The sequence below is a fragment of the Acinetobacter sp. AOR01_HL genome (assembly GCF_027855455.1).
GTDB lineage: Bacteria > Pseudomonadota > Gammaproteobacteria > Pseudomonadales > Moraxellaceae > Acinetobacter > Acinetobacter baumannii.
The window spans coordinates 1-12975 of record NZ_JAKTIM010000015.1; the positions used below are offsets into that span (position 1 = coordinate 1).

Consider the following 12975-nt stretch of genomic DNA (forward strand, 5'->3'; position numbering starts at 1 on the left):
GAGCCTGTAAATTATTTTGTGTAAGTTCCATTTTTTATAAATGATCTTTTAATCGATCATCGAACTGAATCGTAAACCAATTCATTGCTAAACGCCAATTTTGAATTGGCATCGTCCATTTCTTCGCAGCATTTGATGTTGCTAAGTAAATGACCTTCTTTACTGAGTCATCAGATGAAAAGATTTTCCTTTTCTTCGTTGAATGGCGTATTACGCTATTCAACGACTCAATCGCATTTGTTGTATAAATTGCATGACGTATTTCGGCTGGATAGCTAAAGATCGTTCGGATATTTTCCCAATTGGCCCGCCAGGATTCTCCAATTTTGGGATACTGGTGATTCCATTGATCACAGAAGATGTCTAGGGATTTTAAAGCATTTTCCTCTGTACTTGCCTGATAAATCGCTTTCAGACCCGACGTAACAGCTTTGTAGTCTTTCCAGCTTACAAATCTCAGGCTATTGCGTACAACATGCACGATACACAGTTGAATATCAGTATGAGGGTAAACAGAGGCTATCGCGTCAGGGAAGCCTTTTAATCCATCTACACAGGCAACAAGAATGTCCTGTACTCCTCGATTTTTTAGCTCTGTCATGACTGACAGCCAGAATTTGGCACCTTCTGTCTGAGCAATCCACATACCCAGTAATTCTTTTTGCCCATCCATATTGATGCCTAAAGCAAGGTATACGGACTTGTTAATCACATTGGAGTGCTGACGGACTTTGACAACAATACAGTCAAGATAGACAACAGGATAAAGGCTATCTAAGGCTCTATTTTGCCACTCAGTCACTTGCTCAATCACAGCATCGGTAACTTTGCTGATGAGAGATGCTGACACATCGGCATCGTACATTTCTTTGAAGAAGGCTACAATTTCCCTATTAGTCATTCCTTTTGCATACAGTGAGAGGATTTGGTCATCCATACTGGTGATGCGTGTTTGGTGCTTTTTGATAATTTGTGGCTCAAATGAACCTTCTCGATCACGGGGAATATCTAAAGCCAGTTGTCCATCTTGAGTTGTAATGGTTTTAGAACTAAACCCATTACGGCTATTTGAGCCTTTCTTGGGCTGATGCTTTTCATAACCGAGATGGTCTGAAAGTTCAGTATTGAGTGCAGTTTCAATCATGAATTTTTTAAAGACTGCTGTCATTTGGTTTAAGTCTTCTGGTGTTTTTAGACCTTTAGCCAATTCGGCAGCCATACTTTTGATTGTTGCTTCATCCATGTGAAGTACCTTTTGTAATTATCCTCTGAAGGATAAATGAAAATTAAGTACTTACACAAAATTTAGAACAGTCCCTTTTTGGATTTAGTATTTTATTTAAGCTATTTATCTTTGCTATGCGTAAATATATACCTTCTAAATCATAGCGCTTGCATTAATTAACCTGATGGGCTGTGCACACATAGCTATAGTATGCACAGCTCAAATAATGTCTGAATTAATCTTCAGACAATGTTTTCATATCAATCACAAAACGATACTTCACGTCGCTCTTTAGCATACGTTCAAAAGCTTCATTAATGTTTTGCATATTAATCATCTCTACTTCAGAAACGATATTATGCTCACCACAAAAATCGAGTAGTTCTTGTGTTTCTTTAATTCCACCAATAACCGAGCCTGCAATTGATTTTCTACCTAAAATCATAGGTACTGAATTTGCGCTAATTTCACCTAAATATCCAACTAATACAATGGTTCCATTTAAAGCTAAAGTTGGAATATAAGGCTTCAAATCATGGTTATAAGGCACAGTATCAACAATTAAATCAAATTGATTTAATACCGACTTCATTTGATTCTCATCTGTTGATAACACTACATGATGTGCGCCAAGTTGTTTTGCATCTTGTTCTTTGTTTGCTGAGCGAGTAAATAGTGTCACTTCAGCGCCTAGAGCATTGGCAAGTTTAATTGCCATGTGTCCTAAACCACCTAAACCAACGACAGCAACTTTACTGCCTTTTCCAACATTCCAGTGACGTAGCGGTGACCATGTGGTAATACCCGCACAAAGTAGTGGTGGTACAGCTTGAGCATCCAGATTTTCAGGTACTTTTAATACAAAATCTTGACTACAGGTAATGCTTTGTGAATATCCACCATAAGTTGGGCGTTGGTCATGGCGATCTACGCCGCCATAAGTCTGGATGTTACCTTCTTCACAATATTGCTCGAGTCCTGAATGACAAGCAGAACAAGTACGGCATGAATCGACCATACAGCCAATGCCCACTAAATCACCAACTTTATACTTTGTGACTTTAGGACCGATTGAGGTAACACGTCCAACAATTTCATGGCCCGGAACTAATGGATAAGCACTAAATCCCCAATCGTTTTTAGCTTGATGTAGATCAGAGTGACAAACACCACAATACTCAATTTGAATGACAACATCATCTTCACGTGGGGTTCTACGTTCAAATTTAAACGGAACTAAAGGAGTTTCTGATGACAGCGCGGCATAACCTAAAACTTCAGTTGTCATATTTTTCTCTCATGTTTAATGTTTAAATAGAAATGATTTATTCACTGGATATTCATTAATGGCCATTGATTTTGAAACCATATGAATATGCTTTGGAAGCGGTAGTCCAGCAGAATTGAATCAATCAGTTTTTGCCATGTTCATCAGTATAAAAATGAAAGTTGTAAGGTGTTGTTCTATTCCTCTCACAGATTTGCCTAATCCTCCGAATTGTTGCACTTCTCACTATTTTTCTTATATGAAATGCCTACAATAAAAATACAGAGGGTAATCGGTAGAATCTGAATGGCGAATAGGTCTAACCATAATCAAGAATTGGCTCAACTTGTCGATCAATGGACACGAGAAAAAGGCACATTCGAAACAGCAATTACGGGACTGACTTTATATCGTGCAGAGACATTGACCAAACCAAGTAGCAGCATGATGGATGCGAGTCTATGTATGATTGCTCAAGGCAAAAAACAGGTGATTCTTAGCGAAGAGACTTATACTTATGATTCTAACCATTTCCTTTTTACTGCAATTGACCTGCCTGTAATTGCTCAAGTGCTTGAAGCTTCTGTTGAACAACCCTATCTCTCAATTGTGCTAAGGCTAGACCCATATTTACTTGCTCAAATCATGCTTGAGGCCCATATTCCCTTTAAAGATGTAAATACTGAGAAAAAAGGAATGGCTGTTGGAGTAGTCAATTCAGAGCTGAATGATGCGTTTATACGGTTAATAAAACTACTGGATACGCCACAAGACATTCCCATCTTGTCTCCTCTTATTATTAAGGAAATTTTTTATCGTTTATTGATGAGCCCGCAAGGCGATCGACTTAAACGTATTGTAGCGGCAGGCACTACAGGCCATCGAATTGTGAAGGCAATTGAATGGCTGAAAACAAATTTTGCGAAACCATTTAGTATTGAAGAACTGGCAAGCACAATGGGGATGAGTGCATCAAGTTTTCATCAACATTTTAGGGATATAACCTCAATGAGTCCCTTACAGTATCAAAAGAGAATGAGATTGACCGAAGCACGGCGTTTATTAATGACCGAAGAATACGATATTTCATCTACCAGCATGCAAGTCGGTTATGAAAGCTTGTCCCAATTTTCCAGAGAATATAAACGCTTTTTTGGGGTTTCTCCGTCAGTAGATATTAAGAATATATAAAAGCAATAAACGTGGACTATTAAAAAATTAGTACCAGAAAAAAAAGCGGTACTTGATTATGTCTATTCATCAAGTACCACTAAAATTAAAGCAATATTACACATGATTCATTCGTTCAAGCTCACGAATTAAACCAGAATGATCAAGCTCACCGTCTCCGGCAGCAAGCATATTTTCAAATAATTGACTGACTTTTTGGGCTATAGGTAAATTCAACTCAAGCGATTTAGCATAGCTAACGGCTGTATGAATATCTTTATGCTGGTTTCGAGCTGTACCTCCCGGTTTAAAATCTCGATTTAACATACGTTCACCATGCTGTTGCAAAATCGGAGAATCTGCAAAACCGCCTGTTAATGCTTGTTTTAGTTTTATCGGGTCTGCTCCTGCTTTACTGGCAAGCAATAAACCCTCACTCACGGTTGCAATGGTAGATGCGACTATCATTTGATTGACGAGTTTTGCCAGCATTCCACAGCCAGCATCTCCGACTAAAACTGGTCGCCCCATGGCAGATAGAACATGTTCAGTATGTGAAAATGTTTGAGCATCGCCGCCAACCATAATCGCCAGACTTGCATTTTGAGCACCTTTTTCACCGCCAGAAACAGGTGCATCTAAATATCTAAGTCCTCTTTCTTTACATTTTTCACTTTGTTTTTTTGCAACTTCAACAGGTATCGAACTCATCACTATGACCGTGCTTTCGGGTTTTAGCTGTGAAATTGCACCACGTTCTTGAAATAAAATTTCATTACAGGTTTTTCCATCACTGAGCATACAAATCAGAAACTCTACATCTTTTCCGATTTGTTCAAGTTCACTACAAACATGTGCACCAGCTTCTTTTAAACTTTCTGCTTTAGATGAAGTTCGATTCCAGACCTTAACTTGATGACCAGCTTTTAATAAGTTCATGGCCATTGGCATTCCCATAATGCCCGTTCCAACAAAACCAATCCGAGCCATTATTTCATCTCCGTAGCAGTCCGCACTTTAAGTCGCTGTTGTTCTACTTTTAGGCTATCAGACTTTAACTTTGCCAAAAGCAGTAACCCTAAACCGCCCATGGCGACAAATCCTGCAATAGCAAGGAACGCTACTGTATAGGTGCCCGTGGTGGTATATAAATAGCCAGTTAAATATGGACCAGTAAAACCACTTAAATTACCTACAGAGTTAATTAAGCCAATACCGGCTGCGGCGCCCACTCCTGTTAAAGTTTGCCCAGGGATAGTCCAGAAAATGTTAATTGCACTAAATACACCAATCGCGAGCAGAATAAAGCCCACAATAATTGCCCACGGTTGATTCACAATCAAAGCAATTGCAATTGCGAAAGCCGCCATAAGTGCAGCACAGGCACCGTGTTTATAACGCTCTTGTTTACGGTCAGAACGGCGACTCCATAAAACCATACCAACTGCCGCAAATGCATATGGAATTGCGGTAAGTAAACCATTTTGGATAAGGCTAATTTGCATACCAAAGGTGTTACGGAACGACTCTAAAACACTTGGTAAGAAGAAGAACATCGCATTTGAACCAGATGTAATTCCAAAATAGACAATTGCCATAATCCACACTAAAGGATTTTTAAACACTTGTTTAATGAGTTCACCTTTTGTTAAAGCAGCATCGGCAGATTGCTCTTTTTCTCTTTCTTCACGTTCTAGCGTATTCATGAGCCATTGGCGCTGCTCAGCTGTTAACCACTGTGCTTCTTTCGGGTTATTAGTTAAATATTTTAGACAGACTAATCCTAAAATAATGGAAGGAATCCCTTCTAAAACATACATCAAACGCCAGCCTTCATAGCCAATGGTATTGCCCCATTGCATAAGGCCGACCGAAATTGGCGCTCCAATAATTTGGGCAATTGGTAACCCTAAATAGAAAGTCGCGAAGACACGGGCACGATATTTAGCAGGAAACCATAAGGTTAAATAAAAAATAACCCCCGGAAAGAAACCCGCTTCTGCAATACCCAGTAAAAACCGTAAAATAATAAATTGGGTACCACTATGGATAAATCCCATAAGCCCGGCAATTATTCCCCAAGTAATCATGATTCGAGCAATCCATATCCGTGCACCAAACCGATGAAGTAAAACATTACTCGGTACTTCTGCAATAAAATAACCCAAGAAAAATACACCCGCCCCTAAGCCAAAAATAGTTTGGGTAATTCCAATTGCATCATTCATATGTAGCGCAGCAAAACCAATATTGGTTCTGTCTAGAAAGGCCATAATGAATAAAATAATAAGAAACGGGATGATTCGACTCGAAATACGCTTAATTGTCTGCTCTTCGAGAGCAGTGACATTTTTGATATCTTCCATAATAACTCTCACATAAATTGGCGATCACTGCCATTAATTTTGGGTATCTTCTATATGTGCCTGAATGATGCTTTCAAAATTCTCATCTGCTTGGAAACCTAAAGATTCGGCATATTCAGCTTTCACTTGAACCGGCCAACTTTGAACAATCCTTTGAATCGTTTTATCTTCTTGCCACTGCACTAAATCAGTTGCTTGTTTACCGGCAACTTTTTCAAGAGCCTCAAGCATTTGCTTAACGGTAACGGTCAATCCCGGTAAGGGAATAATTCGGTTATCTTGGAGTGCATCTGAAGAAATTGACGCAGCCTTAATCATTGACTCAACACAGCGTCGTGGTGAAGTAATAAAAACCGGGGTATCTGGCGGGACTGGACAAACTGCCGTTTCACCTTTTAAAGGCTCGCGGATAATTGAGCTAAAAAATGTAGATGCGGCTTTATTAGGCTTACCCGGACGAACCACAATAGTCGGTAATCTTAAAACACGGCCATCAATAAAGCCTTTACGTGAATAATCCGAAACGAGCAATTCTCCTACTGCTTTTTGCATACCGTAAGAGGACTTTGGTGTAACCACCGTATCATCTGTTACAACTTCCGGTAATTGACCACCAAATACAGCACAACCACTCGCAAAAATGACTCGAGGCATTGTTTGTTTTTTTCTTAATTCTTCTAATAAATTTAAAAGGCCATAAAGGTTTACATCCATTCCCAAGTCAAAATCGGCCTCTGCTGCCGAACTCACCACGGCGGCTAAGTGCCAAACAACATCAATTTTTTCTGTAATATTTGCCACTGTGGTTTTGTCGGTAATATCGCCAATCACCACTTCAATTTTTGGGTCTTGCGGTAAATCATCACCAGCAAACGCATCAAACAAAATAATTTTATCGATGGGCTTAGCTTGTTTACCGTCTAAAGTCAGGCTTCCGGTTTTTAAAATCTCTTTGGCGATTTGCTTTCCAATAAAACCCGTGCCGCCAGTAATTAACACATTCATACAGGGATCCTTTCCTAATTCTTATTCACTTAAAGATTTTTAATCATCATGAATTAAACGATAAGGAGTCCCTGCAATAATTTCCAATGAATAATTTCTAAATATTGATAACTTTTTAATATCAGTTTTATGATGAAACTTTGACTAAATTAAATAGGCTTTCTTTTAATTTAAAAGCCCCAAGTCTTCTATGACTTGAGGCTGAGGACTTTACTTACGTTTTGCATTTTTAAGTAAAATATTAATAAATGCTGCGGCTATATCAGACACTGGTTCATCTTTACGTGTCAAAATTCCATAATCTTGGGCATCTAAAATCAGGTCTGTTTCTAAAATCTGTAGTTGTCCTTCTTTCACCTGATCAATCACCATTGCTTCTGGCAACATGCCCACCATAGGTGCCCCTTTTAAGATCTGTAAAAAGGTCTGCATCGACATGGTATTTACCGTATTTAAAGGAATTTTGACTTTAGCTCGGGCGAATGCACCTTCCATACGCTCCCGAATGGGTGTGCCTTTAGGATAAAGTACCCACGGCCATTTTAATAATTCTTCTAATGTACAAAACTTTTTCTGGGCACATGGGTGCGCATTATTGACAACAATGCAGAACGGTTCAGGGCCTAACGGCTGGAAATCAAAAAACTGGCTTTGCGTAACATCGGTAAAACGTCCTATGGCTAAATCTAAAGTATGTTCACTCAACATTTCCATTAAATGGTCACTGGTCTGTTCAACAACATCGATAGAAAGTAGCGGCCATTGTTTCTTAATTTCGATAATTGAGTTTGGAATTACTACTGCGGTTGCTGCAAATATTCCCCCTACTTTTAAAAACCCATGTCCACCCAACCGTAAAATCTCGATGTCTTCGACAAAATGTTTTGCGTCATTCAAAACCCGCTGGGCATAACGAATGACATGTTCACCCAATGCCGTTACAGGCATATTTCGGGGCAGTCGCTCAAAGACCTGAAACCCAAGAAGGCCCTCAATTTCTTTTAGCATTTTACTTACGGCAGGTTGACTTAAATTCATCTGCTCGGCAGCCAAATGCATGTTATTGGTTCGAGCTAACGTCTCTAACAAAACCAAATGCTTGAATTTAAGCCAGTTATTTAAACTTGAGTAAGTCAAATCTGCCATTTTTAAAATTCCTTTTTGATAACAACTGGTTATTAATAATTAAATTATTACGATTGGTGTTTATTAAATAAGAAACATATCATGATTTCAAATAAAAGAAGGAAGCTTTAAATGAACTTTACGTTAAATTCCCAGAACTCATTACCAGATGATGCAACTCAAGGATGCTTAATTGGCCGTGCGTGGATTCCAAGTCAAATTTCGGGTCCGTCCCCTATTATTTTAAGGGGCAATCAAGTTTTTGATATCTCGGAAAAATTTCATACTATTTCCGAGTTACTTGAAAGTGCCGATCCTTTAAAAGCTTTATCTGAAATTGAAGGAAGACGAGTTGGTTCAATTGATGAATTATTTGCCAATACTATCGCCGAGCCAGATACCAACAAGGCATACTTTTTAGCTCCAATTGATTTACAAGTAATTAAAGCGGCAGGTGTTACCTTTGCTGCAAGCATGTTAGAACGCGTGATTGAAGAACAAGCCGGTGGCGATGCACAAAAAGCTCAATCGATTCGTGAAGTTGTACAAGGCGTAATCGGTGATAATTTAAAAACAATCGAACCTGGTTCTGAAAAAGCGCTACAACTCAAAGAATATTTAATCGAACAAAAAATGTGGTCTCAATATCTTGAGGTTGGTATTGGTACAGATGCCGAGATTTTTACTAAAGCCCCTGTTTTAGCAGCTGTAGGGACAGGGCAAAATATTGGTATTCACCCAAAGTCTGAGTGGAATAATCCAGAGCCGGAAGTCGTATTAGTTGCCAACAGCCAAGGTAAAATTTTAGGCGCGACTTTAGGTAATGATGTCAATTTAAGAGACTTTGAAGGCCGTAGCGCTTTACTGTTGAGTAAAGCGAAAGATAACAATGCATCTTGTGCGATTGGCCCATTTATTCGCCTTTTTGACCATACTTTTACTTTAAATGATATTCGTACTTGCGATGTTGAACTGCAAATTCAAGGCACCGATAACTTTGTGTTAAATGGGGTGAGCTCTATGTCACAAATTAGCCGAGATCCTGAAGATTTAATTCAACAAACTCTTAATGAAAACCATCAATATCCAGACGGTTTTGTTTTGTTCTTGGGTACTTTATTTGCACCGACTCAAGATCGAGAACAAGCTGGGGCTGGCTTTACCCATAAAGTTGGAGATGTCGTCCGTATCCATTCGCCTAAACTTGGTACTTTGTATAACACGGTTATGACCAGTGATAAAGCAACACCGTGGAATTTTGGAATAAATGCTTTGATGCGTAATTTGAAGCAGCGTGAATTACTATAATTTTCACGTATCATCGATCGGTTGAATTGCAAGATTCATTCCGTAAATAAACTAAATTTCAAAAAGTATGAGTGAAAGGATCAAAAAATGAATGATCAAAATAAACGGATTTTTTTACGTAGCCAAGAATGGTTTGATGATCCTGAACATGCCGACATGACCGCTTTATATGTTGAGCGCTACATGAATTATGGTTTGACCCGCGCCGAGTTACAATCAGGTCGCCCGATTATTGGAATTGCCCAAACCGGTAGTGATTTGACCCCATGTAACCGTCATCACAAAGAACTTGCTGAACGCGTTAAAGCGGGTATTCGAGACGCGGGTGGTATTCCAATGGAATTCCCCGTCCACCCGATTGCAGAACAAACCCGTCGTCCAACTGCTGCACTTGACCGCAACTTGGCCTATTTAGGTTTGGTTGAAATCTTGCATGGTTATCCGCTTGATGGTGTAGTGCTGACCACTGGTTGTGACAAAACTACTCCTGCATGTTTAATGGCAGCAGCCACAACAGATATACCTGCAATTGTGTTGTCTGGTGGACCAATGCTAGATGGTCATTTTAAAGGTGAGTTAATTGGTTCCGGCACTGTGCTTTGGCATGCAAGAAACTTACTTGCCACTGGTGAAATTGATTATGAAGGGTTCATGGAAATGACCACTTCTGCTTCACCTTCGGTCGGGCATTGCAACACCATGGGCACTGCACTTTCCATGAATGCTTTGGCAGAAGCATTGGGTATGTCTTTACCGACATGTGCAAGTATTCCCGCTCCTTACCGCGAACGTGGGCAAATGGCCTATATGACCGGCAAAAGAATATGTGAAATGGTTTTAGAAGATTTACGTCCTTCTAAAATTATGACCAAACAATCTTTTGAAAATGCAATCGCAGTAGCCTCAGCTTTAGGCGCATCGAGTAACTGCCCTCCTCACCTCATTGCGATTGCCCGTCATATGGGTATTGAGCTGAGTTTAGAAGACTGGCAACGTGTGGGTGAAAACATTCCGCTGATTGTGAACTGTATGCCGGCGGGTAAATATTTGGGTGAAGGTTTCCACCGTGCGGGTGGTGTTCCTGCCGTTTTACACGAATTACAAAAAGCTGGTGTATTACACGAAGATTGTGCATCGGTTAGCGGTAAAACAATTGGGGAAATTGCCAAAAATGCAAAAACCTCAAATGCAGATGTCATTTTCCCTTATGAACAACCTCTTAAACATGGTGCCGGTTTCATTGTGCTCAGTGGCAACTTCTTTGACAGCGCCATTATGAAAATGTCTGTAGTGGGTGAAGCATTTAAAAAAACCTATTTATCAGATCCAAACAATGAAAATAGCTTCGAAGCACGCGCAATCGTTTTTGAAGGTCCCGAAGACTATCACGCACGTATCAATGACCCTGCCTTAAACATTGATGAACATTGTATTTTAGTCATTCGTGGCGCAGGTACAGTGGGTTATCCGGGCAGTGCTGAAGTCGTCAATATGGCTCCACCAGCAGAGTTAATTAAAAAAGGGATTGATTCACTGCCTTGCTTAGGAGATGGTCGCCAAAGTGGAACTTCCGCCAGTCCATCTATTCTCAATATGTCACCCGAAGCGGCGGTAGGCGGTGGAATTGCCTTACTTAAAACCAATGACCGTTTACGTATTGATTTAAATAAACGTTCAGTCAACGTACTCATTTCTGACGAAGAGTTAGAACAACGCCGCCGTGAATGGAAACCGACGGTATCTCCATCTCAAACACCTTGGCAAGAAATGTATCGCAACATGGTAGGTCAATTATCTACTGGTGGTTGTTTGGAACCCGCAACTTTATATATGCGAGTCGTAAACCAAGACAACCTTCCAAGACACTCTCATTAATTTCAGGATATTTGTTATGACCATTATCGGACAAAACTTTATTGGCGGTTCACGCAGCGCACAAAGTTCCACTTTAATAAAAAGTATTCATGCTACGACTGGTGAAGCTCTGCCTTATGAGTTTCACCATGCCACCGAGCAAGAAGTGAATCAGGCTTGTGAAGCAGCCAGTCAAGCGTTTAAGACTTACCGCCATACCACACCTGAACAGCGTGCTGTTTTTTTAGAAAACATTGCCGATGAGCTCGATGCTTTGGGTACAGATTTTCTTGAAATTGTCTCACAAGAAACCGCTTTGCCACTTGCACGCTTACAAGGTGAACGTGCCCGGACCAGTGGGCAAATGCGTTTATTTGCCAAAGTGCTGCGCCGTGGTGATTTTTTAGGTGCCCGTATTGATACCGCTTTGCCTGAGCGCCAGCCTTTACCTCGTCCAGACTTACGTCAGATTAAAATCGGTGTTGGCCCTGTTGCAGTCTTTGGGGCAAGTAACTTTCCTTTAGCATTCTCAACTGCGGGTGGTGACACTGCTTCGGCACTGGCGGCTGGATGTTCGGTGGTAGTAAAAGCCCATAGTGGGCATATGGCGACAGCAGACTTTGTAGCGCAGGCAATTGAGCGTGCCGTAGAAAAATCAAATATGCCAAAAGGTGTATTTAACATGATCTATGGTAATGGCGTGGGTGAACCTTTAGTGAAGCATCCTTTAATTCAGGCTGTGGGTTTTACAGGTTCACTACGTGGCGGACGAGCTTTATGTGACATGGCCGCAGCCCGACCACAACCGATTCCGGTGTTTGCTGAAATGAGCAGTATTAACCCGATGCTGATGTTGCCAGAAGCCTTAAAAAACCGTGGGGAAAAAATTGCACAGGACTTGGCTGATTCAGTGGTTTTAGGCTGTGGTCAGTTTTGTACCAATCCGGGTTTAATCTTGGGAATTAAATCAGCTGAATTTAGTCAGCTCATTAACAACCTGACCGACATTATGGGGGCTAAGCCTGCGCAGACTATGCTCAATGCCGGAACCTTAAAAAGTTATACCGCTGGTCTTGAGCATTTAACTGAGCATCAAGGTATTGAACACTTGGCAGGTCAGGCTCAACAAGGCAATCAGGCGCAGCCACAACTGTTTAAAGCTGATGTTGAGCTTTTACTGGCAGGTGACCAGCTTTTACAGGAAGAAATCTTTGGGCCAACCACAGTCATCATTGAAGTTGAAGATAAAGCCCAACTCATTCAGGCATTACAAAGCATGAATGGGCAACTGACTGCGACTTTAATTGCCGATGAGGCTGACTTAACCGAGTTTGCAGAGGTAGTTCCTGTATTAGAAGAAAAAGCTGGGCGATTACTTATAAATGGCTACCCAACAGGTGTTGAGGTGTGTGATGCGATGGTACACGGCGGGCCATACCCAGCGACCTCTGATGCACGAGGTACCTCAGTCGGAACCTTGGCCATTGACCGTTACTTAAGACCTGTGTGTTACCAGAACTATCCGCAAAGTTTATTGCCGGAAGCCTTAAAAGACAGCAATCCGTTGCAGATTTTAAGACTGGTTAATGGTGAGATGACCAGAGAAGCGATCTAAGAATAAAAAGAGACCACAAGTTGGTCTCTTTTTACTTCTA

General features: G+C 40.6%; 10 protein-coding genes and 1 pseudogene. 5 read left to right on the plus strand and 6 right to left on the minus strand.

All coding sequences use genetic code 11. The features are described from left to right. Positions 1-34: 34 nt before the first annotated feature. The gene (locus tag MKL62_RS03165) at positions 35-1243 is read right to left on the minus strand and encodes an IS256-like element ISAba26 family transposase (protein ID WP_000343018.1); all 1209 of its coding nucleotides are present in this window, start codon (positions 1241-1243) and stop codon (positions 35-37) included. Positions 1244-1305: 62 nt separating this feature from the next. On the opposite strand from MKL62_RS03165, the pseudogene MKL62_RS03170 reads away from it, so the two are divergent. Then, a pseudogene (locus MKL62_RS03170) lies at positions 1306-1389 on the plus strand (hypothetical protein); the annotation flags it as partial. A 71-nt stretch (positions 1390-1460) separates the two neighbouring features. Here the strand turns inward: MKL62_RS03170 and MKL62_RS03175 are convergent. Further along, entirely contained in the window at positions 1461-2513 is a 1053-nt protein-coding gene (locus MKL62_RS03175; RefSeq protein ID WP_000206303.1) for an NAD(P)-dependent alcohol dehydrogenase, read from the minus strand. Between the two features lie 285 nt (positions 2514-2798). Here MKL62_RS03175 and MKL62_RS03180 point away from each other — a divergent pair, with 285 nt between their 5' ends. After that, positions 2799-3683, plus strand: coding sequence for an AraC family transcriptional regulator (locus MKL62_RS03180; RefSeq protein WP_000013631.1), 885 nt, complete (start codon positions 2799-2801; stop codon positions 3681-3683). 96 nt (positions 3684-3779) lie between these two features. Here the strand turns inward: MKL62_RS03180 and MKL62_RS03185 are convergent, their stop codons facing one another. The 4 genes from MKL62_RS03185 to MKL62_RS03200 form a co-directional block, all read right to left on the minus strand. Then, positions 3780-4652, minus strand: a complete 873-nt coding sequence (locus MKL62_RS03185) for an NAD(P)-dependent oxidoreductase (protein WP_005128618.1) — start codon at positions 4650-4652, stop codon at positions 3780-3782. Beyond that, positions 4652-6028 carry an MFS transporter gene (locus MKL62_RS03190; RefSeq protein ID WP_000389455.1) on the minus strand — a complete coding sequence of 459 codons (1377 nt, stop codon included), beginning with the start codon at positions 6026-6028 and terminating at the stop codon, positions 4652-4654. The genes MKL62_RS03185 and MKL62_RS03190 overlap by 1 nt, the downstream gene beginning before the upstream one ends. Before the next feature lie 33 nt (positions 6029-6061). Further along, positions 6062-7033, minus strand: a complete 972-nt coding sequence (gene denD / locus MKL62_RS03195) for a D-erythronate dehydrogenase (RefSeq protein ID WP_001101635.1) — start codon at positions 7031-7033, stop codon at positions 6062-6064. A gap of 210 nt (positions 7034-7243) precedes the next feature. Beyond that, positions 7244-8179 (minus strand): LysR family transcriptional regulator, encoded by a 936-nt coding sequence (locus tag MKL62_RS03200; RefSeq protein WP_000774594.1) that lies wholly within the window; start codon positions 8177-8179, stop codon positions 7244-7246. A gap of 111 nt (positions 8180-8290) precedes the next feature. Here MKL62_RS03200 and MKL62_RS03205 point away from each other — a divergent pair, with 111 nt between their 5' ends. The 3 genes from MKL62_RS03205 (at position 8291) to MKL62_RS03215 (ending at position 12935) form a co-directional block, all read left to right on the plus strand. Then, positions 8291-9466: a fumarylacetoacetate hydrolase family protein gene (locus MKL62_RS03205; RefSeq protein ID WP_001011888.1), complete on the plus strand. Its 1176-nt coding sequence runs from the start codon at positions 8291-8293 to the stop codon at positions 9464-9466. 87 nt (positions 9467-9553) lie between these two features. After that, the gene (locus tag MKL62_RS03210) at positions 9554-11341 is read left to right on the plus strand and encodes an IlvD/Edd family dehydratase (protein WP_000999643.1); all 1788 of its coding nucleotides are present in this window, start codon (positions 9554-9556) and stop codon (positions 11339-11341) included. 16 nt (positions 11342-11357) lie between these two features. Beyond that, positions 11358-12935: an aldehyde dehydrogenase (NADP(+)) gene (locus MKL62_RS03215; protein ID WP_005128611.1), complete on the plus strand. Its 1578-nt coding sequence runs from the start codon at positions 11358-11360 to the stop codon at positions 12933-12935. Positions 12936-12975 lie beyond the last annotated feature (40 nt).

Coding starts and splice junctions, on each gene's coding strand:
- MKL62_RS03165 (WP_000343018.1), bottom strand. CDS start 1,243: ATGGATGAAGCAACAATCAAAAGTATGGCTGCCGAATTGGCTAAAGGT.
- MKL62_RS03175 (WP_000206303.1), bottom strand. CDS start 2,513: ATGACAACTGAAGTTTTAGGTTATGCCGCGCTGTCATCAGAAACTCCT.
- MKL62_RS03180 (WP_000013631.1), top strand. CDS start 2,799: ATGGCGAATAGGTCTAACCATAATCAAGAATTGGCTCAACTTGTCGAT.
- MKL62_RS03185 (WP_005128618.1), bottom strand. CDS start 4,652: ATGGCTCGGATTGGTTTTGTTGGAACGGGCATTATGGGAATGCCAATG.
- MKL62_RS03190 (WP_000389455.1), bottom strand. CDS start 6,028: ATGGAAGATATCAAAAATGTCACTGCTCTCGAAGAGCAGACAATTAAG.
- denD (WP_001101635.1), bottom strand. CDS start 7,033: ATGAATGTGTTAATTACTGGCGGCACGGGTTTTATTGGAAAGCAAATC.
- MKL62_RS03200 (WP_000774594.1), bottom strand. CDS start 8,179: ATGGCAGATTTGACTTACTCAAGTTTAAATAACTGGCTTAAATTCAAG.
- MKL62_RS03205 (WP_001011888.1), top strand. CDS start 8,291: ATGAACTTTACGTTAAATTCCCAGAACTCATTACCAGATGATGCAACT.
- MKL62_RS03210 (WP_000999643.1), top strand. CDS start 9,554: ATGAATGATCAAAATAAACGGATTTTTTTACGTAGCCAAGAATGGTTT.
- MKL62_RS03215 (WP_005128611.1), top strand. CDS start 11,358: ATGACCATTATCGGACAAAACTTTATTGGCGGTTCACGCAGCGCACAA.